The sequence below is a fragment of the Marinobacter aromaticivorans genome, from assembly GCF_002806975.1.
GTDB classification, from domain to species: Bacteria; Pseudomonadota; Gammaproteobacteria; order Pseudomonadales; family Oleiphilaceae; genus Marinobacter; species Marinobacter aromaticivorans.
In genome coordinates, this window is the sequence record NZ_NIHD01000007.1 from 14,816 (window position 1) to 37,879 (window position 23,064).

Genomic DNA, 23,064 nt, shown 5'->3' on the forward strand with positions numbered 1-23,064 from the left:
AGGCAACTAGAAGAAGCCCAACGGGTTGATGTCGTAGCTGGTCAGCATGCACTTGGTCTGCTGATAATGATCCAGCGCCATCTTGTGGGTTTCGCGGCCTACACCGGACTTTTTATAGCCGCCAAAGGCAGCGTGGGCCGGATAGGCGTGGTAGCAGTTCATCCAGACCCGGCCAGCCTGAATATTCCGCCCCACCCGGTAGGCACGATTGGTGTCACGGGTCCAGACGCCGGCGCCGAGGCCAAATTCCGTGTCGTTGGCAATGGCTACCGCTTCCTCTTCGGTTTTGAAAGTGGTTACGCCCACCACCGGGCCAAAGATTTCCTCCTGGAACACCCGCATTTTGTTATCACCCTTGAACAAAGTGGGCTGAACGTAGAAGCCGTTGCGGAACTCGTCGCCCATGTCCTCTTTTTCACCGCCAGTCAGCACAACAGCACCCTCCTGCTTGCCGATCTCGAGGTAGGACATGATCTTGTCGAACTGCTCCTTGCTGGCCTGGGCGCCCACCTGCACATCGGTATCCAGCGGGTTGCCGCGCTTGATAGCCTTGGTGCGCTCTACCACTTTCTGCATGAATTCCTCGAACATGTCCTCCTGCACCAGCGCGCGTGACGGACAGGTGCACACTTCACCCTGGTTGAAGAACGCCAGCACCAGGCCTTCAACGCATTTGTTGACGAACTCCGGCTCGGCCTTCATGACATCCGAGAAATAGATGTTGGGCGACTTACCCCCCAGCTCAACCGTTGACGGAATGATGTTTTCTGCCGCGCACTTGAGAATGTGCGAACCCACTGGCGTAGAGCCTGTAAACGCTATCTTGGCGATGCGTTTGCTGGTTGCCAGCGCCTCACCGGCCTCAACGCCGTAACCGTTAACAATGTTGACAACACCCGGTGGCAGCAGATCACCAATGAGCTCCATCAGTATCAGAATACTGGCGGGCGTCTGCTCGGCGGGCTTGAGCACGGTGCAGTTACCGGCTGCAAGGCAAGGACCCAGTTTCCAGGCCGCCATCAGCAACGGGAAGTTCCAGGGAATGATCTGCCCCACGACACCCAGCGGCTCATGGAAATGATAAGCCACCGTGTTGTGGTCGATCTCGCCCATGTGCCCTTCCTGGGCCCGGATACAACCCGCAAAATAACGGAAGTGGTCGGCAGCGAGCGGGACATCTGCATTCAGGGTTTCGCGAACCGCCTTGCCGTTGTCCCAGGTTTCGGCAACGGCCAGCTTTTCCAGGTTGGCTTCAATGCGGTCAGCTATTTTAAGCAGGATGTTGGAACGCTCGGCGACTGAAGTCTTGCCCCAGGCGGGCGCTGCCTTATGGGCCGCATCAAGTGCCAGATCGATGTCTTCAGCGGAGGATCTCGGGATGTCGCAAATAACATCACCGGTGATAGGCGTTATGTTTTCAAAGTACTGGCCTTTAACCGGCGCAACCCACTCGCCACCAATGTAGTTTTCGTAACGGGTTTTGAAAGAAACGACAGAGCCGTCTTTTCCTGGTTGTTCGTAGATCATGGTCATCACCTCTTGTTGGGTTGGTCAATGACAACGCGATCATTCGCGTTTACCTATTCACTGTAGACCTCAAACAACAATAGGTGAACCTCCTGGCAATTCCGATAGTTCCTGCAGGCAGTCCTGCAGAAAAATTCCCGGGTCTGCCAGCACCGATTCATCTGCCACAACACCGAACTGTACCTGCCCGGCGTAGCTGACAATGCTGACGCCCAGCCCGATATCACCGGCCTGAGGCACCCAGAACATCTGTTCTGTAATCCGGCAGCCTGCGATGTAGCGTGCATCCGGGGTGCCCGGTACGTTCGACACCACCGCACTGGCTTTTCGGTAAAAAACCTCTGAAAGCGGCTGGCGCAGGGGTTCAGGTATCAGGGGTGAACAGGCTGTCAGCCCCCAGGCGATTCCCGGTTGCCAGCTCTTTTTCAGGCGCCGGGTTTCCTGCTTGATGCGATAGAGCCGCTCCAGGCCGCTCTCCCCATCCACAGGCAAGGGGACAAACACGGTGCCAAAATAATTTCCGAGCGAGCCGGGCTCCGGCTGCAGGTCCGCCGGCAGGCGACTGCGGATATCAACGGGGACGGCGGCGTGCATAACGGCATCGTCCAGGGCGCTGCCGGAAAGGCCAAGGCACGGGCGAACCGCGGCCGCCACACAGCTCAGCAGGACATCGTTCACTGTTACGTTCGTCGCTTTGGCGATTGACCGGAAGCTGTCAAGTGGAACGGGCGCAGACCACCGGCACTGCCTGTGCCCCGACAAGGGGCGCTTCAGATCGGATGGCGTATCTTCCTGTTCCGCCATAAAGTCAGTGAACTCATTAACCAGCTTCAGGCCGTTCCGGGCCAGTTGATCCAGTAGACTACCGGCTTGCTCTTCAGGGCTTTCAGCTTGCGCGCGCTGTTTTTTTCCGGCCGTTGCGGTAACCGTGGCACCACCGACAAACTGTTCAAACCGCTCTTTGGCCGCGTTTATCCAGGGAGACCAGTCTCCGTCTTGCCGCGCTCCGTATATTGCCGGGTGCTGCTGTGGCGAGGCAGAACACAGGCGATCAAAAATACCGGTGAGCGAGACGCCATCTGCATAACAGTGGTGTATCCGGAGCAACAAGACTGCACCGCCTTCGGCATTTGGTGCCAGCCAGAATTTCCACAATGGGCAATACAGAGGCAGTGGCTGGTTAAGGTGGGCAGACACCCACGCCTGAAGGGACGATTCTGTGAAACGGTCCAGCACCACGTCCAGATGATGCCTGAGATCAAAGACCGGATCCTGCTCCCACCACCAGCCGGGGGCGCGTTCTACCGGCCGATACCGGAAGCGTTCCCAGGCTACCCAGTAAACCTGCAAAAACTCCCTTAACCGAGACGCAGTCAAGCCTTCCGCCCGCATCATAACGGTGATGGTCATGGGGTTCCGGGGGTTCTCCAGAGCCAACCAGGCTGAATCCGCAGGAAGCATGAGATTCGTTTGCTCGTGATTCAAACCCGAACGTCCCCGGAAGAAGTGGAGTGGAAATGACCGTTCTGCATTGTGCCAGACATGCACGACCGGCTCCACAGACACATCTGTCGCATTTGGTTACAAAAAATTACACGCCAACCCATCTTCACTCGTATACTGGTTATAAGCCTTGATGTAAAAGTTATTACATGTTCCGGCGGTTACCGATTGGCCACAGCATTTCAAAAACACTGTTACCAGCGCCAATAAAGATCGGGCCAAAAGGGAGTACAACAGGGTTACCAGCACATTCACGGTCTGATGGCCAGACTCCGAAAACAGGCGATAGCCGTGCTGGGAGGAGAAGCAATATGAAAGCAAGCCATATCCGCAAGCTGATCAAGCCAATCGACAGCGCCTATTCGGAAATGTTCTCCGGGCGCGTGTTTCGTGTTGGTGAAGGAGCCGTTTCTGTTCGCAATCACAGCGGAGAAGCTCAGCAAACCGTGATTGGCGTGCATGGCTTCCTGGAGAATCACTGCTACTTCACCCAGACCTACGATGCACCTACTACCGAACTGATCCTGCTTACCTGCAGCAATTACCACATTCCGGTAAATGGCGTAACGCCGGAGACCCCGGACTGGGAAGTGCCGATCAAATACCTGGAAGGCACCATTGAATACGACGCCTGTATCCTGAACCAGGCTCTTACAAACCTCCCGAACACCCGTAACGTGCGGGTTCACGGCCATTCGCGGGGTGGTGCGGTTATTCTTGAGGCGATAAGACAGCGACCGGAGCTCTACGAGGATGTAGAAGTGGTTCTGGAGGCGCCGGCTCTGCCACAGGGCAAAGTTCACCCGTTGGTTACCACGCTTCTGGAACCGGTTAGCCACGGCATGTGGCCCTGGCTGATCCGGCTGATTAACAGCGCCCCCTCATCCGCTTACGGGCAGACGTTTTTCGGCAAGATGAACCCACGCAAAAAACAGCTGCTGGGCAAGCTGTTTTACGCAACCCGCGACCATCTGACCATTGTTCGCAATATAGAAAACATTTTCGACTGGATGGCGCGCACCGACACGGCTGTTTATCAACATGTGCGCCACGGTACCTTCCTGATTCCCGGCGTGGATCGCATTCTCGATCGCAGTGCCATGCTGGCCAGTGCACGCCAGAGCCCGACCACCATGCGCATCATTGAAACCCAGGCGCCTAGCCATTTCGTGACGCTCGACAGCAAGGAATGGTTACCCGGCTTTGAATCCCTGCCAGCCGCCGCTCAGGGCTGAACCAGCCTGACCCGACCTCCAACCGGATTGCCTGTTAACAGACCGGGCATACTGCACACAGGCTTTGCCTCCGGTAAACTGGCTGCCTCTACGCAAACGGACGGAGTTGGCACCATGTATCGTGAGCGCCTTGTTGGCACGGAAGTGCGCTCAGAAAGCGCCTATCGCCTGCAACAGCTTTTACTGGATTATCACGATTTCCGGCAGCACAAAGCGGGGCACCGGCTGCTGGAAAGCACCTTCCTGATTGCCGACTGGCAAGCTGAGCGCCTGAAATCAACCCACCAGGACCTGTATCAGCACCCAGGTTATCACGCGGGCCTGGAATTTCTGCTCACCGATCTGTACGCCCCCGCCGCTATGAGCCGGCGCGATGACAACATAGACCGGGTGTTCCCCAAACTGGTCAAGTGGCTGCCGGATAACCAGCTGGATACGCTCGCAGGACTGGTGGAGCTGAACCTGATTACCCAGCAGCTGGATCTTGAGCTGGCGGAACTGCTTGATGAACGTGGCATCCCCGCAAGATCAGTCACCCGCGAACGCTACTGCGAGGTGTACCGCGCCAGTCAGAGACTGGAGCAGCGCAGAAAGCAGGTGGTGCTGGTTGCGGATGTGGGGGAACGGCTCGACCGCTACGTGCGCAACCGTACACTGGGCTGGCTGCTCTCAATCAGCAGAACGCCGGCGGAAATGGCCGATCTTAGCGATCTGCACAATTTCCTTCACAGGGGATATTCCGCATTCCGGAAAATGGACAAAGTGGACGTGCTGATTGACCGGCTGGTCACCCGGGAAAAACAGGTTATGGACAACATTATTAACGGGCATCCCGAGCCTTTTTCACTACCGGGCGACCTTTGAACCGGCCGGAAGCGTCAGGCTCCCAGAATCTGGTCAAGCTGGCTGTGAATCTCCTGCGCAATCCGCGATTTGAAAGGCCGCAGCAGCATACCCAGTTCGAGATGCACATGCAGATCGTTGCCGGTGATGTTCAGGTGGCCCCTGGCGCCGGAGCGCTTGAACTTCAGGTGATCCCCTTCCCACTGATAATTGAGCTCGAACTTGCTGGCCAGATCCCGGGCAAGCGCTTCGGCCGCTTCACGGGCATGTTCTTTATCAAACGTGTGTGAACGGTGCACATCGATTACGGACATGAATCAGTTTTCTCTTCAAAATTGAACGGTTTTACAGTGTAAGGCGGTATTTAACGTCTAGCCACTCTTGTAGCAACCCCGTCAACCGTTAGAATACGGGGTTCAGTTTCTGACAGGACATGCCCCATGAGCGAGCAAAAAACGCCGGCCAGCCCCGTTGATGGCCAGGACGACGTAACCCATTTCGGTTTCAGAAATGTGCCAAAGAGCCAGAAAGCCGGCCAGGTAGCTGAAGTTTTTCATAGCGTCGCGGGCAAATACGACCTCATGAACGACCTCATGTCGATGGGTGTTCACCGGTTATGGAAGCGTTTTACCATTGAACTTTCCGGCGTGCGTCCGGGCCACCAGGTTCTGGACATCGCCGGCGGCACCGGTGACCTCACCATGAAATTCTCCGACCTGGTCGGGCCGGAAGGCAAGGTGGTTCTTGCCGATATCAACGCCTCCATGCTGCAGGTTGGCCGCAGCCGCCTGATCGACCGTGGTTACGCCGGCAATATCGAGTACGTGCAGGCCGATGCCGAGCATCTGCCCTTCCCGGACAACAACTTCAACGCCGTATCCATCGCCTTCGGCCTGCGCAATGTGACCGACAAGGACCAGGCGTTACGGGACATGACCCGCGTACTGAAGCCTGGCGGCAAGCTGATGGTACTGGAGTTTTCCAAGCCCACCAATCCGCTGCTCAGCAAAGCTTATGACACCTATTCATTCACTGCCCTGCCACTGATGGGCCAGCTTATTGCCGGCGACAGTGAGAGCTACAAGTATCTGGCCGAGTCCATTCGCATGCATCCGGACCAGGACACACTCAAGGGCATGATGGAAGACGCCGGGCTGGTGAACTGCAAGTACTACAACATGACCGGTGGCATTGTTGCCCTGCACGTGGGAATCAAACCCTGATGTTTCCGGGCCCGACCCTGCTTGCGGCGCTCACCGCCATAATCGAGCGGGCAATGAACCGTGCCCTCGAGCTGGACCCGGCAGGCCGGAAGGCGTTGCTGGGAGCCCTTCAAGGGCCGGTACAGTTTCGTATTACCGACCCGGTTGTGCTGACCTTCTCGTTACATCAGGCCGGCAACCGGGTGCAGGTACACAGCCAGCCCCTGGAAAAACCGGCCCTGGAAATCAGCGGCAAGCCCCTGGCGTTTGCAGCACTGGCCACCGGTGATAACCGCGTTTTTACGGATAAGCGCCTGAATATAGCTGGCGACACCGGTCTGGCACACCAGTTTCAGCGTGCGCTGGATCAGCTTAACCCGGACTGGGAAGCCGCCATGGCAAGTCACATTGGCGATGTGCCGGCGCATTTCATTGGCAAGCGTATGCGCGATGCCGTGAGCTGGAGCCGCCAGGCCTTCAGCACCCTGAACGCCAACATCGAAGAATACGTGCATGAGGAAAGCCGCGCCCTGCCCGGGCGGCGTGAACTGGAAGCCACCTTTGAAGATATCGACACCCTCAACCTGCGCACTGAACGCCTTGAAGCCCGCGTAAACCAGCTGAGATACCGCGGCAGCACAGACAAACCGGAGACTCCGTGATCCGCCTGCAACGCCTGTTCCGAATTTCCTGGGTATTCTGCCGCTACCGGCTGGACACGTTTCTGCCCATTGCCGAGCTTCCGGGGCCGTTAAAGGTCTTTTTCCTGCTGGCGCCCTGGCACCTGTTCCCGCAACCCAAACTCAGCCGCGGTGACCGCCTGCGCCTGGCTCTGGAGGAACTCGGGCCGGTCTTCGTGAAATTCGGCCAGATTCTCTCCACACGTCGTGATCTCCTGCCCGACGACATGGCGGAATCACTGAAAAACCTGCAGGATCGCGTTCCCCCCTTCCCCAGCGACACCGCCCGCCAAATCATAGAAACCTCTCTTGGCGCCCCGGTTTCCGAACTGTTCAAAACCTTCAGCTCCGACCCCATGGCCTCCGCCTCGGTGGCACAGGTGCACGCCGCAACCCTGCTGAACGGCCAGGACGTTGTAGTGAAGGTGCTGCGCCCGGGGATCGAAAAGGTGATCCGGCAGGATCTCGCGCTGATGTACATGATGGCCAACCTGCTGGAAAAATACTGGACCGAAGGCAAGCGGCTGCACCCGGTCGATGTGGTGGCGGATTACGACGCCACCATTCACGACGAGCTGGACCTTCAGCGCGAAGCTGCCAACGCCAGCCAGCTACGCCGGAACTTCGAGAACTCCTCGCTGATTTACATTCCCTTCATCGACTGGGACTACACGCGAAAATCTGTAATGGTAATGGAGCGCATCCACGGCATTCCCATTGCGGATATCCCGGCCCTGAAGGCGGCGGGGGTGAACCTGAAGGTCCTGGCTGAAAAAGGCGTCGAGATCTTCTTCACCCAGGTATTCCGCGACAGCTTCTTTCATGCAGACATGCACCCGGGCAACATTTTCGTGGATGTGAGCAACCCGTCCGACCCAAAATACATTGCCATAGATTTCGGCATTGTCGGCACCCTGGCACCGGATGACCAAAGCTACCTGGCCCGCAACCTTCTGGCCTTTTTCCGCCGGGATTACCGGCAAGTTGCGCAACTGCATATCCAGTCCGGCTGGGTACCGCCGGATACCCGGGTCAATGAATTTGAAGCCGCTATCCGCACGGTATGCGAACCCATTTTTGAGAAGCCCCTGAAGGATATCTCCTTCGGTCACTTCCTGCTGCGCCTGTTCCAGACCGCGCGCCGCTTTAACATGGAAGTGCAGCCGCAGCTGGTATTACTGCAAAAAACCCTGCTCAACGTGGAAGGCCTTGGCCGCCAGCTCTACCCGGATCTCGACCTTTGGAGCACAGCCCAGCCTTTCCTGGAAGCCTGGATGCGCAAGCGCATTGGTCCCGCCGGCCTGATCAAATCCCTGCAGACCCACCTGCCCTCCTGGCTGGAACAGTCCCCGGAAATGCCGCAACTGGTTCATGATGCCCTGCTGCAACTGCGCAGCGCCGGCCCCACCGAAAAACAGAATCAGGACACACTGGCCCTGCTTCGGGAACAACAGCGCAGAACCGACCGACGCTGGCGCCGGGGCATTGCAGCTATCGCTCTGGTTGCCGCAGCCTTTATCGGAGCCCAGCCAGAAGCCCGCGAATGGGCAGAGAATGCTCCGCTGTGGACCTGGGCGGCGCTGGCTGCAGCCGGCGCTCTGGTTGTGCGCGGCAGCCGCTGAACATTGAGAAATCTGCCACACAACTGAAAAATTTCTTTGCAGCGTCTGTGGAACTCATGCAGGTTATGGCCAGGGCATGGGGCCGGGCAGTGAGATATAGCGTTTTATCCGTGAAACGCAAACCACGGGATTTGCCAGAATGTACGACTTCATCATTATCGGTGCAGGCTCGGCCGGATGTGTTTTAGCCAACCGGTTGAGTGCCAACCCTGACCACAAGGTTTGCCTGATTGAAGCCGGTGGCAGCGACCGCAATTATCTTGTGCGCCGCACCAACCCTTTAAACATGCTTATGCTGATGAAAAGCAGGCGGTTTAACTGGGGCTACCGGTGCCAGCCCGAGGCGCGCACGGGGAACCGGCGCTTTTTCTGGCCCCGGGGTAAGGGCCTGGGTGGAAGCAGTTCGGTCAATGCGATGATTTATGCCCGCGGCCACCAATGGGATTTCGATCATTGGTCAGAACTGGGCAACGAAGGCTGGAGCTACAACGAGGTACTGCCCTGGTTCAGAAAATCGGAGCGCTGGGCTCGTGGTTCGAACCAATATCACTCCGACCAGGGCACTATGGATGTGGTGGACACGAACTTTCACTTTCCCACCAGCGAAGCGTTCGTGAAAGCCTGTGGCGAAGCCGGGATTCCTTTCTCGGATGACTTTAACGGCGCCAGTCAGGAAGGCTGTGGATATTTTCAGGTAACCCAGACACCGTTTGGTCATCGTGCCAATGCGGCCTATTCCTTTCTGGACGAGGTGCTGGAGCGCCCCAACCTGACCGTATTGACCAGAACACAGGCCACCAGAGTGCTGTTCGACGGCAAACAGGCTGTGGGCATAGAGGTTTGCCGGGATGGTAGACAAGGTAAGCGTGAACAGCTTACTGCCCGTAAAGAAGTGATTTTAAGTGCAGGCGTAATCAATAGCCCACAGCTATTGAAACTCTCCGGCGTAGGGCCGGCCGCAGAGCTGGCACAGCACGCAATTCCGCTGGTACACGAGTTACCGGGTGTGGGTGAGAACCTGCAGGACCACCCGGATGTTATTCTCCGTTACCTGAGCAAAGCCGGCGGCTCGCTCATTACTGCCCCTCACCCGCAAAGCATCAGGTTTTTCAGCAAGGTATTGTTTGGTAAAAACTTTATCTTTACACCGACCGATGCGGGTGGCTTTGTGAAATCCAGCCCGGAAGAACCGATACCCGACCTGCAGTTACAGTTCGCATCAATACGCATGCAGCCTCACGGTGAGGGTTTGTTCACGCCCATGAGAAGCGGGTATGTACTGCACGTGTGCCACCTGCGCCCTGAGAGCCGTGGCAGCATTAAACTCGCCAGTAAAGATCCTTTTGCCGCCCCGAGGATTGAAGCCAATTATTTTGAAAAAGAAAAAGAACTGAAGGCTCTGGTCAAAGGCGTGCGCCTTTGCCGGGACATACTTAATCAGCCGGCAATGGCGTTTTTTAACGGTGGAGAGGAGTGCCCGGGTAAGAACGTGCAAACCGATGAGCAGCTGGAAGAATGGATCAGACAGCACGTTGAGACCGTGTATCACACGGCCGGAAGCTGCAAAATGGGCAACGACAATATGGCGGTAGTGGATGCCGACCTCAAGGTGCGTGGGCTATCAGGGCTTCGTGTTATTGACGCGTCCATCATGCCAACCATTACCGGTAGCAATATCCACGCACCCACCGTAATGATTGCGGAAAAAGGTGCGCATAAAGTTCTGCAACAGTGGCACTGAACATTCGATACCCCGCCCGGGTTTGACATACATACAGCGGTAAGCGATGAAGCAAAGCCTCTCGTCACGATCATCGGACTGAACCTGTCCATGACGAACGACAACCCCACCATCACCTGCTGCACCAGGCCGGATCATCACCCAGCTTGGCAAGCTCAGAATCTCCGGGGCAGCCCGCACAGAAAAGCCGAACTTCCCGTAGAACACCACATTGGCGGGCGTGTCGGTTTCCAGATAAAAACAGTCCCCTTTACCATGGTGCAGTGCATGCTTCATCAGCTGTGTGCCAATACCTGAGCCCTGCCACGCGGGCTTCACCGCAAGCGGCCCCAGGTGCCAGTGGGGCTCAGCCGGATCGATTCTGGCCCAGGTTCCCAGCCAGACAGCCAAACGTATAAGCCCTACGGGGCTTTTGGTGGACATCAGCAGAGCCAGCAACAGCCCCGGCATATCGCGAAAAGCCGGTTTGCAGTGCCGGGGCGGCAACAGGCCGATCACACCGACCAGTTCACGCCCGTTAAAAGCCCCGACGAGAGCGCCTTTGCGATGCACATAAGCGAGCAACCCCCGGAATAACCGGGTCAGCCGGCGCACCCTTGGCGAATCAGGCTGCCCAAACACCCGCACATGCAGCGGATTATCCTTCATGGCCAGAGCACACAGGTCTGCCGCCGCCGGCAGATGTTGCGAGCCAAGGGGGAAAATGCCAGGGACCGGTGTATTCAAAGCAGCACCTCCTTCACCCCATCCAGCGTAACAAACAGCCTCTTTGTACCCGTTTTACTGTTACAGCCTCTGCAGAGGATGGCCAAAATTCAGTATCATCAGCACACACGTATTGCTGGCAGGAGTCAACCTGACCCATGATCCCCGCTGAGTCCCTTATTACCTTTATTCTTGCATCCACTCTGCTCGGTCTTGCGCCGGGGCCGGATAATATTTTCGTGCTTACTCAGTCGGCGCTTTACGGAAAACGATCCGGGGTGCTGGTGACACTGGGACTGTGCACCGGGCTTATTGCCCATACGGCGGCAGTTGCTCTGGGAGTGGCGGCCATCTTTCAGACCTCGCTAATTGCCTTTACGGTTCTGAAAACAGCCGGGGCAGCATACCTTCTATTCCTCGCCTGGCAGGCATTCCGGGCGTCGGCAAGTTCTCTGAATGTACCCGGCAGCAACCTGCGATCAAGTGGCGCCCTGTACCGGCGCGGTATTATCATGAACATCACCAACCCGAAGGTTTCAATCTTTTTTCTCGCCTTCCTGCCTCAGTTCGCCTCACCCGACAACGGCGCCCTGATGCCACAAATATTTTTCCTGGGTGGCGTATTCATGGTCACTTCTCTGGTGGTTTTCAGCGGTATCGCGGTGCTGGCAGGGGCGCTGGGCAACTGGCTGAGCAAGTCCCCCAAAGCCCAGGTGTATCTGAACCGGATAGCAGGCACGGTTTTCGCGGGGTTGGCGTTTAAACTGGCAACGGCCAACGCCCACATCCGGTGAGAGGCTGTTACAACTTGCACATCAGCAGCCTGTTTGTTTTATGGTTACTTTTATCCGCAACCCAAATTTCTCGGGATTCATCAAAATGAAAGACTTATCTGATAATCTAGGCGCTCCAGACTGGCTTGAGAGCATTCGCTGGACGGCTGACGGTCTTGTGCCGGCCATTGCCCAGGATGCCACCACCGGCGATATCCTTATGATGGCCTGGATGAACCGGGAGTCACTGCGCCTGACGGCGGAGGAAGGCCAGGCGGTTTACTGGTCGCGATCACGGGGCAAGCTCTGGCGCAAGGGCGAAACGTCCGGGCACCAACAGGTTGTGAAAGACATCCGCCTGGATTGCGACGAAGATGTCATACTGCTGAAAGTGGAACAGAAAGGCGGTATTGCCTGCCACACCGGTCGGCGCAGCTGTTTTTACCGTTCCCTGCGGGATAACCAGTGGGTAAGCGTTGAGCCTGTTATCAAAGACCCGGATGCCATATACGGCAGCAACTGAGGAGCGTGTTCATTGAGTGATGTCCTGGAAAATCTGACGCGGGTTCTGGAAGCGCGGAAATCGGCCGACCCGGAAAAATCCTACGTGGCCAGCCTCCATGCCAAAGGCCTGAACAAGATACTGGAAAAGGTGGGTGAAGAATGCACTGAAACGCTGCTGGCGGCGAAAGACGCCGAGCATTCGGGAGACACCCGGGCAGTGATCAGCGAAACCGCAGACCTGTGGTTTCACAGCATGGTTATGCTCTCCAGTCTTGGCCTGGGCTCCAGGGATGTTCTTGATGAGCTGGCCAGCCGGTTCGATCTCTCCGGCCTGGAAGAAAAAGCATCCCGCAGCAAGTGAGTGGGTAATACCCCTTACGAGGGTTTCCGCCACCCTGCCCCGGTGACGTATAATAGCAACTTACGTAAACATCAAAACGAGGGTCCCGTAATGGGCATCAGCATCTGGCAACTTCTTATTGTACTGGGTATCGTCATTCTTCTGTTCGGAACCAAGAAGCTGCGTAATATCGGCACCGACCTGGGCGGTGCTATTCGTGGGTTCAAAAAATCCATGAACGATGACGACGACAAGGCAGACGACCCCGACTCGCTGGAAGGCAAGCCTGAAGAACAGCACAGGCAGGCAGCTGCAGACAAGCCCGGGGACAAGACCAAAAGCTGAGACCTGACCGAATGTTTGATATCGGCTTTCTTGAACTGCTGATCTGCGGTGTTATTGCCTTGCTTGTGCTTGGCCCCGAACGGCTACCGACCGCCGCCCGCGCTGCCGGTCGCTGGGTTGGTGGTGCGCGGCGTATGGTCAGCCAGTTCACCTCGGAGCTGGACCGCCAGCTGAAAGCCGAAGAGCTCAGAAAAGAGCTGCGCGAAGCAGGTGATGTCGGCCTTGATGACGTAAAGAAAACCGTGCGCGGTGCTCTGGATGAAGCCAGGCAATACGAGCATATGATCATGTCGGACAAACCCGCCGGCAAGGCCGCCACCGGCAAGCCGGCCATCACAGACCAGAGTCAGCCGGGCGACACCAGCCCGGGCCCGGGTGAAAACGGGCAAGCTGAGCCAGACACCGTGCAGAAACCCTCGGACCCATCTTCATGAATGCAAAAACAGATGGCGACAAGTCAGGCCGTCAGAACAACTCAGCCGATCAACCGGAAATGCCTCTCGTCGAACATTTGCTGGAACTCCGCAACCGGCTGCTGAAAATGATCCTGGCGGTGGTTATCTGCTTTGCAGCCATTTATCCCTTCGCCAACGAGCTGTATCTCTGGCTATCCGAACCCATACGGTCTTTGCTGCCTGTCGGCCAGACCATGATTGCCACAGACATCACCTCGCCATTTTTTGCGCCCCTTAAACTGGCCCTGTTTCTGTCGGTCTTCGCGGCTATTCCAATCATTCTGTATCAGCTTTGGAGTTTTGTTGCGCCGGGGCTTTACGCTCATGAAAAACGCCTGGCTTTTCCGCTGCTGTTTACCTCCGTGATACTGTTCTACCTGGGTGCTGCATTTGCGTATTTTGTGGTGTTCCCCCTGGTATTCGGTTTTTTCACGGCCATAGGCCCCGAAGGCATTGTTGAACTACCGGATATCAGCAGTTACCTGAATTTTGTGCTGAAGATGTTTTTTGCCTTCGGGATCGCCTTCGAGATTCCCATTGCCACCATTCTGTTGATCCTGAGCGGCGCCACAACACCGGCAGACCTGGCCGCGAAACGGCCATACGTGGTGGTGGGCTGCTTCGTGATTGGCATGATGCTGACCCCGCCAGATGTCATCTCCCAGACCCTTCTCGCGCTGCCCATGTGGATTCTTTTCGAGCTGGGCATTTTATTTGGCCGGCTGGCCGTACGTGAAGTAGCAGACGCAGACGAGCCATCGTCTGAATGAACCTGGCCTTACTGTTTGATGAGGACTTCGTGGCGCCCGACCGTGTGGTGCTGCGGGGCCGCCGCCTTGCGCACATCCGATCTGTACTGGGTGCAAACACAGGCGACCGGCTTCCGGTTGGCCGTGTCAATGGCCTGATGGGACTTGGCGAGGTGCTGAGCCTCACGGATTCTGAAGCTGAACTGAGCGTCACTCTGGACCAGCCACCACCACCCCCGCTCCCTCTTACGCTGATCCTGGCCATGCCCCGGCCCAAAATGTTCCGCCGTATCCTGCAAACCAGCGCAACCCTGGGCATCAAGGACATCTGGCTGATCAACAGTTACAAGGTGGAAAAAAGCTTCTGGCAGACGCCCTGGCTGTCGGATGACAACCTTCGGGAAAACCTGACCCTGGGGCTGGAGCAGGCAAAAGATACGAAGATGCCGGGCGTACATATCCGCAAGCTGTTCAAACCCTTCGTGGAAGATGAACTGCCCGCCCTGCTACACGGTAAGGAGGCTCTGGTTGCGCATCCCGGCACGTCTGCGCCCTGCCCCACACACCTGAACAGGCCCACCGCATTGTGTATCGGCCCCGAAGGCGGCTTCACGCCCTACGAAGTAGGCAAGCTGGAGGAAGCGGGCTGTCAGAGTGTTCACCTGGGGCCACGTATTCTTCGGGTGGAAACGGCAGTTCCCGTTCTCGTTAGCCGGTTATTTGACGCCTGCCTCTGATCTGGCCGCCCACATCCGCAACAATGGTGTCAGTACCGCCACCAGCAGCGCTCCTGCCAGCAAACCGAACAGACCATTTGCCATGGTTGGGATCAGCAGGGTAGACAGACCCCCAAAATCGGCGGCAAAAGCCTCGATAGCGTGGTAGATCGGCGGTATCCCGTGTACCAGAATGCCACCACCCACCAGGAACATGGCTATCGTGCCTACAATGGCCAGGGTTTTCATCAGATACGGCGCGAGCCAGAGGATGCCACGGCCGACCCGCCGGGCCAGTGCACTGTCTCTCTGGGTCAAATAAAGACCGCCGTCATCCAGCTTTACGATACCCGCAACCAAACCGTATACGCCGACCGTAATCATCACGGCGACCACGGCCAGCACCACAAACTGCACGCCTATACTCTCTGCCGTTACCACGCCAAGGGTGATGGCGATAATTTCTGCCGAGAGAATGAAATCCGTGCGGATAGCACCCTTGATCTTGCGCCTTTCCACAACCCTGAGATCCACGTCAGGCTGTTTTAATGCCTCAAGCAGCTCTTTCCTGCGCTGTGCATCTTCCTCATCGTGGAACAACTTATGAGCCAGCTTCTCAGCGCCTTCAAAGCACAGAAAGGCACCGCCAAGCATCAACAAGGGTGTAACCAGCCAGGGCACAAAAAAACTGATTGCCACAGCCGCCGGCACCAGTATGGCCTTGTTCGCGAACGAGCCTTTGGCGACAGACCAAACCACGGGTAACTCCCGCGCTGCTCTTACACCGGTTACCTGTTGCGCGTTCAGGGCAAGGTCATCCCCCAGCACGCCAGCGGTTTTTTTGGCAGCCGCTTTCGTCATCATGGAGATATCGTCAAGAATTGTCGCGATGTCATCAAAAAGAGCGAGCAGACTGGTTCCTGCCATGGCACTGGGTTCCCGGGAGTTTTGGTGGAGGATCGGGCGAGTGTATCCGAAACCCGATTCACCAGAAACCTGTGCGGCAACGACAGTTTTAAGACTTCCTTAAGAATTGTTCCATAGACTGGCTTCAGCACTAACCTGGAGTCTTGCCCATGGGTCTTTTTGCAACACTCGTTTTTCGCAAGGTCGCTGTCATGGTCGCGGCACTTTTCTGCACAGCTCTCGTCAGCATGTCTGCCTTTGCCCTGGACACAGAACCCGCACCCGACGTGAATCTGCCAACAAGAGACGGCAAGGTCAGCCTGTCGGAACTTCGCGGCAAAGTTGTGCTACTGGATTTCTGGGCCTCCTGGTGCGGCCCCTGCCGCCAATCCTTCCCCTGGATGAACGAGATGCAGGCCAAATACGGGAGCCAGGGTTTTGAGGTAGTGGCCATCAATGTCGATCAGAAAGCGGAAGCCGCTGCAAAGTTTCTGAGCCAGGTGCCGGCGGCTTTTACCATCGCCTACGATCCCGAAGGCAAAACCCCAGAGGCGTATAACGTTATGGGCATGCCAAGTGCTTATCTTATTGATCGAAATGGTGATATCCACAGCCAGCACATTGGTTTCCATAATGACCGGAAAGATTCCTATGAGGCAGAGATTCAAAGCCTCCTGCGCGCCCGGAACTGACCCTGAGCCCTTGACTACGCTGAACCGGATACGAGGACCAGAAAATGCCCGATAGCCACTTGTTTTACCGCTCCCGCAGACAAACCCGAAATGCTCTGACACTTGCCACATTTCTCACTGCAACAGTACTTACAGCCGGCTGCAGCAATCTGGGAGTAAAGCCCTGGGAACGGGACCTCCTTGCAGACCCGGACATGCAGTTAACGGTTTCCGGTGTCGACGCCGGCCTGGATGATCACATTTATTTCAGCAAGGAAGCGTCCAGTGGCGGGCGCGGTTTTGGTGGAGGTGGCTGCGGATGCAACTGAATAATAACAGCAACAGTAGTAGCAAAAGCCGACCGGTGGGCCGTGCCCTGGCCGCAGCCACCTGCGCCCTGCTTGGGGTGCAGGCAACAGGCAGTCTGGCCAAGGGGCAGCCCGGAGAGTGGGATGTGGAAACCGCTCTGCTGGTGTATTCCGAAGCCGATGACCGGGTTCAGGCCGCAGAGCCGGTTATCAGTGCCACCCGTAACTTCGATGGTGAACGCAAACTGAACCTGAAGCTGGTTGCCGATACCCTTACCGGCGCATCGCCTTCCGGTGCGACGCCCAGTGAACTGCCGCAAACCTTCACCACTCCCTCCGGTAATGGCAGCTACCAGATCGCACCCCGAGAGGCGCCTCTGGATGACACGTTCAAAGATACCCGGGTTGCCATTTCCACCAATTGGGAAGCCCCGATTAACCGGGATTACGCCTACAGCCTGGGTGCCTACGGCTCCAGAGAATACGACTACATTTCCACCGCGGTAAACGGCACCCTGTCCCGCTATCTTGACAACAAGAACACCACATTAACCGGTGGGCTGTCTCTGGGGTTGGATCTGGTGGACCCTGTGGGGGGCGCCCCCGTGGGGCTGTCACGGATGCCGCTGAGCAACAACAAAAGCCAGGCCGATTTCGACCAGGAGTTTGCCGCAACCCGCGAAAGCGATGACAGCAAAACGGTGATTGATGCCCTGTTCGGCGTCACTCAGGTGATCAACCGCCAAATGCTGATGCAGTTTACTTATGGCCTCAGCTACTCCAGCGGTTACCTCACGGACCCCTATAAAATTCTCAGCGTGATTGATGACGCCAGCGGTGCCAATTATGGCGGGAACCTGATAGGCGACGACGGCAATCCGGTGTACCTCTATGAGCAACGGCCCGACACCCGGCTGAAGCAATCGCTGTACTGGCAAACCAAATACATGCTCGGCAACGGGGATATCGTGGATGGTTCCTACCGGTTCATGATCGACGACTGGGGCATTACCTCCCATACTCTTGACCTGAAATACCGGTGGCGGCTGGGCAAGAGCTACCTGGAGCCCCACGTCCGTTACTACCTGCAATCCGAAGCAGACTTCTACAAGCGCTACCTCACTGCCAGCGAGTACAATGCCGGCGCACCGGTTATGACGGAAGCCAGCGCAGATTACCGGCTGGGTGAGATGACCGGCCTGACCTTTGGTGCAAAATGGGGCTATCGCTTTGACGACGATCGCGAGCTGGCAGTGCGGGCGGAATATCTGACCCAGACCAACGACGGTGACCAGGGTTTTGGCAGCCTGGCCAGCCAGGATCTGTACCCGGATACCAATGCCATGTGGCTTCAGCTCAGCTATAGTTTCTGACAACACCTGATTTACCCGGTGTGCTCCGCCAGACTGTTCTGTTGGCGGGGTGCCTGAGGACGCCATGAACACGATTGCCGTCAGTGCTGAAGACAACCCTGCCGGACATCCGCTGCCCCGGCTTCTCGGCGGCCAGTCCTCCTGGCAAGGCCGCTTTGAAGCTATGGCCAGCCCCTGCGAGATCCTGGCGGATGGCGTAACTCGCGAATACGCCGAACGGGCGCTCGCCTATGCCGCCAAGGAAGCCTGGCGTCTGGAACAAAAGTTCTCACGCTACGTTTCCGGCAACCCCGTTGACCGGATTAACCGAAGCAGGGGCGAACCGGTTACCGTGGATGAGGAAATGGCGCTGATGCTGGACTACGCCGCCCAGTGCCATGATCTCAGTGACGGTCGCTTCGATATCACGTCCGGGGTGCTGCGCCGGGCATGGCGCTTTGATGGCAGTGACAACCTTCCTGAACATGAACACACCAGCGCCCTGCTAAAACTGGTGGGCTGGAACAGGCTTTCCTGGCAGGGCCCGCAACTGACCCTGCCCGCAGGAATGGAAATTGATTTCGGAGGTATCGGCAAGGAGTACGCGGTAGACCGTGTATTACTGGGCCTCAAACGATCGCTGCCGGAAGGCGGATCCGTTCTGGTGAATTTTGGCGGTGACCTGGCCTGCAGCGGGCCCAGAACCAATGGCAAAGCGTGGATAGTGGGGATGGAAGATCACCAGAAGCTGTCGGACAGCAGCGAAACTTTGTCGCTGCACGGCGGCGCTCTGGCAACCAGCGGCGACAGCCGCAGGTACCTGCTGAAGAACGGCGTTCGCTACAGTCACATTCTCGACCCACACACGGGCTGGCCGGTGCCGGACGCCCCCCATAGCGTCACGGTCGCGGCTCCAACCTGCACCTTGGCCGGTATGCTGGCAACTTTCGCCATGCTCCAGGGCGCAGAGGCAGAGCGGTTTCTTGAACAGCAGGATGTCCAGTTCTGGGTACAGCGCTAAGCCTTTTAACCCCTCTTGACCGCTTAGCCTCTCAACCCCATGGCTTCAGCAGCAATCCGGCTTTTTACCGGCGCCAGCCCGTCAAGCCAGCGCATGCCGGTATTTCTCAGCCACCTCAGTGGCAGCTCATCACGGCCAAACAGCTGTTTGAAGCCCTCCATAGCCAACATCATGGCCAGGTTCTCGCCTTTGCGGCGCCGCTGATAGCGCGCCAGAACCAGCTCATGAGCCGGGTTCAAACCGCTGCTCCTGGCGCTAGCCAGCTCTTCAAGCAACACCCGGACATCGCCGTACCCGAGATTGGCGCCCTGGCCCGCAAGAGGGTGAATGGTGTGGGCAGCGTCCCCCACCAGCGCAAAACCGGGTGCGATATAGTCTTTGGCATGGCGTTGCCGCAGCGGGAAGGCAAAGCGCCTGGACACCGCTTCAATAGTGCCAAGTTCTCTTTCGATCGCCTGTTCAAGCTCTGCCGTAAAGGTGGCATCATCCAGAGCCATCAGGCGGCGCGCTTCTTCGGTGTCCTGGGACCAGACAATGGAGCAGAAATGCTCGTCTCCGCTTTCCGTTGCCAGCGGCAAAAACGCCAGGGGGCCGGTTTGCGAGAACCGCTGCCAGGCAGTGTACCGGTGGCTTTGGGCCGTGCGCACGGTGCACACGATGGCCTGCTGGTCGTAATCCCATTCACGGGTAGGCAGCCCCACCCACTGGCGCAGGCGAGAGTTGGCGCCATCGGCGGCAATTAAAAGGCGGGCACCGAGTTTGCGGCCATCGGCAAGCTCGATGCTGCGCTGGTCGCCATCCCCGGCACAACCGGTAACCTGCACACCATCAATCAATTCCACCTCGCTGGTTTCCACGATCCCGAACAGCGCCCGAACCAGGCTACGGTTTTCTACGATGGTACCAAGGGCTCGAGCCTGCAGTTCGGCCGCATCAAAGTGGATGCGCCCGGTGCCGTCACCGTCCCAAACGGTCATGCCCTGGTATGGGCAGTGACGCCCCCTGGCAACCCCCTGCCAGGCACCCAGGGATTCCAGCAACTGCTGGCTTGCCAAGGAGATAGCGCTGACACGGGGTTCGAAATCCGCCACGGTTTCAACCGCTGCGGGCGCTTGCAGCAGAGTGGCACGATCACCGCCTTCTACCAGGCCAACCTGCCAACCCTGTCGGGACAAGCCAAGGGCCAGGGCAGTGCCTGTCATGCCGCCGCCCACTACAAGAATATCGAACACCCTGGTATCGCTCATTCCTTATCGCTCGTTGCAGGCCCATTGATAACCGCACGACGCCCGCCGGTGCCCATGGCTTTGCGCGCAAACAGGCGCTTGGCACCGGGCAGCAGATCCAGGCCCACCAGCCCGGCGTCCCGCGCCGCGGCTACCGGTGCCAGTGAGTGCCCGAAAATGCGGATCAGTGAATCCGAGAACTGCACAGTTTGCTGCCAATCCGGGCGATGCAGCGCCTGATAGCGGCGCAAAATCTGAAAGTCTCCCGGTGAGCGGCCCTGTTCAGCCGCCAGACGGAACTGCTCCACCAGCGTCATCAACCCCCGCAGCGCCAGATTGAAGCCCTGCCCGGCAACCGGGTGCAGAGCATGTGCCGCATTACCCACAAGCGCCACACCCGGCCTTACCGGCTCATCCACGGTGGTCAGGGTCAGCGGGTAGTGGTTGCATTCACCTATGCGGGTAAACCGGCCCAGGCGCCAACCGAAGCGATCCTGAAGTCGCCGGCATTTGTCGCTGTCCGGCATGGCCAGGACCTCTTCAAGCTCCTGATCGTTCAGCGTCCATACCAAGGCGGACTGGTGGCCTGCGCGGGAAGGTGAACCATGGGGCAAGAGTGCCATGGGGCCGGCATCGGTAAAACGTTCAAATGCGGTGAACCCATGGCTGTCACTGGTGGTCACGTTGGCAATCAGCGCGTTCTGATTGTAGCCATGGTGGTCAGGCTGGAAGCCGAGTTTTTCCCGCAGACCGGATCGGCCACCGTCGGCAACAATCAGGCAGTGTGCCTTCAGGGTGCTGATGGCATCGCCGGTCTTCAGGTTAACGCTCACGCCCTGTTCGGAGGGCGTCATATCGACGATCTCAGCCGGTGCCTGCCATTGTACGTCGGTTGCCAGCAACTCCCGCATCAGGCACAGGCCCATCCAGCGATTATCCACCACATAGCCGAGAGCCTGCTGTCTGAATGTACTGGCATCCAGGCGGGTAGCGCCGAACCGGCCCCGGTCAGACACATGAATGCGCTTGATAGGCGTTGCATGCTCTGATAACCGTTGCCACAACCCGAGCTCTTCAAAAATCATCCGGGAACCCCAGGCCAGCGCGGTGGAGCGGGCATCATAACTGGGCTGGTAGGATGCCGGCAGGGCATCGGCAGACAGCGGAAAAACCTCTGCCACCGTAACTCTCAGGCCTGGCACAGCCCTGGCAAGCGCCAGGGCCAGTGTGGCTCCGGCAAGCCCGCCACCGGCAATGATTACATCGGTATCGCAGGTATCTGAGGTATCGGAGTGTGTCACAGGGTTAATCCGCCATCAGGGCTTCAATGTCGTCAATGGTCTTGGGCACACCGCTGGTCAGCACCCGGCACCCTTCTCTGGTAACCACTACATCGTCTTCAATACGGATACCGATGCCACGCCATTTTTCATCCACATCGGTGTTACCCGGTGCGATATACAGGCCTGGCTCAACCGTCAGCGCCATGCCCGGCTCCAGCAGACGCCAGGCATCGCCTATTTTGTAGTCGCCCACATCGTGCACATCCAGACCGAGCCAGTGACCGGTGCGGTGCATGAAGAAGGGCTTGAAGGCTTCGCTGGCAACGGCATCATCAACCGTACCCGACAACAGGCCCAATTCAATCAAACCGCCCGTCAGTACTTCCAGTGCCGCTTCGTGGGGATGATTCCAGTGATTGCCGGGACGAACCGCCTCTATGGCCGCGTACTGAGCGGCCAGAACCACTTCATAGAGTGCCCGTTGCTCCGGGCTGAACCTGCCGCTGACCGGGAAGGTGCGGGTAATGTCCGAGGCATAGCATTCCACCTCACAGCCCGCATCGATCAGCACCAGATCACCCTCTTTCAGGGGTGCAGTGTTCTCAATGTAATGCAGGATACAGCCATTGGCGCCAGCACCGACAATGGATGGATAGGCCGTGGAGCGGGCACCGTTATCCATAAACGTATGAATCAGCTCGGCCTCAAGGTTGTATTCGTAACCACCCTTGCGGGCGCGCTTCATGGCACGGCAGTGGGCTTCGGCACTGATCTGCCCTGCCCTGGCCATAGCCTTGATTTCATTAGCACTTTTGTAAAGCCTGAGGTCGTGCAGAAGATGCTCCAGCGCCACAAACTCCCCTGGTGGATGGGCACCGCTTTTGACCTTGCTGCGGATAACCTTCACCCAGTCCATCACCCGGGTATCAAAACCCTGATCCTTGCCCAGCGGGTAATACACCCGGCTGCGACCTTCGATCATCCCCGGCAGAATCTCATCGATATCCGCCACCGGGAACGCATCGTCCAGGCCGTAACCTTCTATCGCGCCCTCGGGCCCCACCAGAAATCCATCCCAGAGTTCCTTTTCAGGGTTTCTTTCTTTGCAAAACAGCACCGACTCGCCATGCTCACGGCCGGGAATCAGGGCCAGCACCGCCTCAGGTTCACCAAAGCCGGTCAAATACTGGAAATCACTGTCCTGGCGAAACGGATGCAGCACATCCCGGTTACGGACACGCTCCGGAGCAGCCGGAATAATGGCAATACTGTCCGGCGCCATCCGCTCCATAAGCTTGCGACGGCGCTCGGCAAATTCCTTGACGGGTATAATGGACGGCATAGCTTCTCCCGCTTT

The 23,064-nt window shown here is 57.6% G+C and carries 25 protein-coding genes; 17 read left to right on the plus strand and 8 right to left on the minus strand.

Annotation, left to right across the window (positions count from 1 at the left end; genetic code table 11):
- Nucleotides 1-6: 6 nt before the first annotated feature.
- Together exaC and CDH48_RS11300 are read right to left on the minus strand one after the other, a co-directional pair.
- Nucleotides 7-1,527 carry an acetaldehyde dehydrogenase ExaC gene (gene exaC, locus CDH48_RS11295; protein WP_100688853.1) on the minus strand — a complete coding sequence of 507 codons (1,521 nt, stop codon included), beginning with the start codon at nt 1,525-1,527 and terminating at the stop codon, nt 7-9.
- 69 nt (nt 1,528-1,596) lie between these two features.
- Nucleotides 1,597-2,988, minus strand: coding sequence for a WS/DGAT domain-containing protein (locus tag CDH48_RS11300; protein ID WP_227521070.1), 1,392 nt, complete (start codon nt 2,986-2,988; stop codon nt 1,597-1,599).
- Nucleotides 2,989-3,341: 353 nt separating this feature from the next.
- Here CDH48_RS11300 and CDH48_RS11305 point away from each other — a divergent pair, with 353 nt between their 5' ends.
- Together CDH48_RS11305 and CDH48_RS11310 are read left to right on the plus strand one after the other, a co-directional pair.
- Nucleotides 3,342-4,265, plus strand: coding sequence for an alpha/beta hydrolase (locus tag CDH48_RS11305; protein WP_100688855.1), 924 nt, complete (start codon nt 3,342-3,344; stop codon nt 4,263-4,265).
- A gap of 114 nt (nt 4,266-4,379) precedes the next feature.
- Nucleotides 4,380-5,129: an FFLEELY motif protein gene (locus CDH48_RS11310; protein ID WP_100688856.1), complete on the plus strand. Its 750-nt coding sequence runs from the start codon at nt 4,380-4,382 to the stop codon at nt 5,127-5,129.
- Between the two features lie 14 nt (nt 5,130-5,143).
- Here CDH48_RS11310 and CDH48_RS11315 read toward each other — a convergent pair whose 3' ends face one another.
- Nucleotides 5,144-5,422 carry a polyhydroxyalkanoic acid system family protein gene (locus CDH48_RS11315; protein WP_100688857.1) on the minus strand — a complete coding sequence of 93 codons (279 nt, stop codon included), beginning with the start codon at nt 5,420-5,422 and terminating at the stop codon, nt 5,144-5,146.
- 126 nt (nt 5,423-5,548) lie between these two features.
- Here CDH48_RS11315 and ubiE point away from each other — a divergent pair, with 126 nt between their 5' ends.
- The 4 genes from ubiE to CDH48_RS11340 all read left to right on the plus strand — a co-directional run bounded on the left by ubiE (nt 5,549) and on the right by CDH48_RS11340 (nt 10,353).
- On the plus strand, nt 5,549-6,331 hold the full coding sequence (ubiE, locus tag CDH48_RS11320) for a bifunctional demethylmenaquinone methyltransferase/2-methoxy-6-polyprenyl-1,4-benzoquinol methylase UbiE (RefSeq protein WP_100688858.1): 783 nt from the start codon (nt 5,549-5,551) through the stop codon (nt 6,329-6,331).
- Nucleotides 6,331-6,972 (plus strand): ubiquinone biosynthesis accessory factor UbiJ, encoded by a 642-nt coding sequence (locus CDH48_RS11325; protein ID WP_100688859.1) that lies wholly within the window; start codon nt 6,331-6,333, stop codon nt 6,970-6,972. The genes ubiE and CDH48_RS11325 overlap by 1 nt, the downstream gene beginning before the upstream one ends.
- The gene (ubiB, locus tag CDH48_RS11330) at nt 6,969-8,612 is read left to right on the plus strand and encodes a ubiquinone biosynthesis regulatory protein kinase UbiB (protein WP_100688860.1); all 1,644 of its coding nucleotides are present in this window, start codon (nt 6,969-6,971) and stop codon (nt 8,610-8,612) included. Before CDH48_RS11325 ends, ubiB begins: the two co-directional genes overlap by 4 nt.
- Before the next feature lie 139 nt (nt 8,613-8,751).
- Nucleotides 8,752-10,353 (plus strand): GMC family oxidoreductase, encoded by a 1,602-nt coding sequence (locus CDH48_RS11340; protein WP_100688862.1) that lies wholly within the window; start codon nt 8,752-8,754, stop codon nt 10,351-10,353.
- On the opposite strand, the gene CDH48_RS11345 is transcribed toward CDH48_RS11340, so the two are convergent.
- Entirely contained in the window at nt 10,234-11,079 is an 846-nt protein-coding gene (locus CDH48_RS11345) for a GNAT family N-acetyltransferase (protein WP_198515498.1), read from the minus strand. The two genes, CDH48_RS11340 and CDH48_RS11345, sit on opposite strands and share 120 nt — an antisense overlap.
- Before the next feature lie 137 nt (nt 11,080-11,216).
- Between CDH48_RS11345 and CDH48_RS11350 the strand changes: the two genes are divergently transcribed.
- From CDH48_RS11350 to CDH48_RS11380, 7 genes are all read left to right on the plus strand, one after another.
- Complete coding sequence (locus tag CDH48_RS11350) at nt 11,217-11,852, plus strand: LysE family translocator (RefSeq protein WP_100688863.1); 636 nt, start codon at nt 11,217-11,219, stop codon at nt 11,850-11,852.
- 85 nt (nt 11,853-11,937) lie between these two features.
- Entirely contained in the window at nt 11,938-12,354 is a 417-nt protein-coding gene (gene hisI / locus CDH48_RS11355; protein WP_100689055.1) for a phosphoribosyl-AMP cyclohydrolase, read from the plus strand.
- Nucleotides 12,355-12,366: 12 nt separating this feature from the next.
- Entirely contained in the window at nt 12,367-12,696 is a 330-nt protein-coding gene (locus CDH48_RS11360) for a phosphoribosyl-ATP diphosphatase (protein ID WP_100688864.1), read from the plus strand.
- Nucleotides 12,697-12,786: 90 nt separating this feature from the next.
- Nucleotides 12,787-13,020, plus strand: coding sequence for a twin-arginine translocase TatA/TatE family subunit (gene tatA, locus CDH48_RS11365; protein ID WP_100688865.1), 234 nt, complete (start codon nt 12,787-12,789; stop codon nt 13,018-13,020).
- A gap of 11 nt (nt 13,021-13,031) precedes the next feature.
- Nucleotides 13,032-13,454 (plus strand): Sec-independent protein translocase protein TatB, encoded by a 423-nt coding sequence (gene tatB / locus CDH48_RS11370; RefSeq protein ID WP_100688866.1) that lies wholly within the window; start codon nt 13,032-13,034, stop codon nt 13,452-13,454.
- Entirely contained in the window at nt 13,451-14,245 is a 795-nt protein-coding gene (gene tatC, locus CDH48_RS11375) for a twin-arginine translocase subunit TatC (protein WP_100688867.1), read from the plus strand. Before tatB ends, tatC begins: the two co-directional genes overlap by 4 nt.
- Nucleotides 14,242-14,961 (plus strand): 16S rRNA (uracil(1498)-N(3))-methyltransferase, encoded by a 720-nt coding sequence (locus tag CDH48_RS11380; protein WP_100688868.1) that lies wholly within the window; start codon nt 14,242-14,244, stop codon nt 14,959-14,961. The genes tatC and CDH48_RS11380 overlap by 4 nt, the downstream gene beginning before the upstream one ends.
- On the opposite strand, the gene CDH48_RS11385 is transcribed toward CDH48_RS11380, so the two are convergent.
- On the minus strand, nt 14,941-15,867 hold the full coding sequence (locus CDH48_RS11385) for a DUF808 domain-containing protein (RefSeq protein ID WP_100688869.1): 927 nt from the start codon (nt 15,865-15,867) through the stop codon (nt 14,941-14,943). The two genes, CDH48_RS11380 and CDH48_RS11385, sit on opposite strands and share 21 nt — an antisense overlap.
- A 149-nt stretch (nt 15,868-16,016) precedes the next feature.
- Here CDH48_RS11385 and CDH48_RS11390 point away from each other — a divergent pair, with 149 nt between their 5' ends.
- The 4 genes from CDH48_RS11390 (at nt 16,017) to CDH48_RS11405 (ending at nt 19,198) form a co-directional block, all read left to right on the plus strand.
- Nucleotides 16,017-16,538, plus strand: coding sequence for a TlpA family protein disulfide reductase (locus CDH48_RS11390; RefSeq protein WP_227521059.1), 522 nt, complete (start codon nt 16,017-16,019; stop codon nt 16,536-16,538).
- 44 nt (nt 16,539-16,582) lie between these two features.
- On the plus strand, nt 16,583-16,846 hold the full coding sequence (locus CDH48_RS11395; RefSeq protein WP_100688870.1) for a DUF4266 domain-containing protein: 264 nt from the start codon (nt 16,583-16,585) through the stop codon (nt 16,844-16,846).
- On the plus strand, nt 16,837-18,198 hold the full coding sequence (locus CDH48_RS11400; RefSeq protein ID WP_100688871.1) for a DUF3570 domain-containing protein: 1,362 nt from the start codon (nt 16,837-16,839) through the stop codon (nt 18,196-18,198). Before CDH48_RS11395 ends, CDH48_RS11400 begins: the two co-directional genes overlap by 10 nt.
- 64 nt (nt 18,199-18,262) lie before the next feature.
- Entirely contained in the window at nt 18,263-19,198 is a 936-nt protein-coding gene (locus CDH48_RS11405; protein ID WP_100688872.1) for an FAD:protein FMN transferase, read from the plus strand.
- A gap of 23 nt (nt 19,199-19,221) precedes the next feature.
- On the opposite strand, the gene CDH48_RS11410 is transcribed toward CDH48_RS11405, so the two are convergent.
- From CDH48_RS11410 to pepP, 3 genes are read right to left on the minus strand one after another with little or no spacing between them, the layout of a single operon-like run.
- Entirely contained in the window at nt 19,222-20,445 is a 1,224-nt protein-coding gene (locus tag CDH48_RS11410; RefSeq protein WP_100688873.1) for an FAD-dependent monooxygenase, read from the minus strand.
- Nucleotides 20,442-21,725: a 2-octaprenyl-6-methoxyphenyl hydroxylase gene (gene ubiH / locus CDH48_RS11415; RefSeq protein ID WP_100688874.1), complete on the minus strand. Its 1,284-nt coding sequence runs from the start codon at nt 21,723-21,725 to the stop codon at nt 20,442-20,444. Before ubiH ends, CDH48_RS11410 begins: the two co-directional genes overlap by 4 nt.
- 4 nt (nt 21,726-21,729) lie before the next feature.
- Nucleotides 21,730-23,049: a Xaa-Pro aminopeptidase gene (pepP, locus tag CDH48_RS11420; protein WP_100688875.1), complete on the minus strand. Its 1,320-nt coding sequence runs from the start codon at nt 23,047-23,049 to the stop codon at nt 21,730-21,732.
- Between the last annotated feature and the right edge of the window lie 15 nt (nt 23,050-23,064).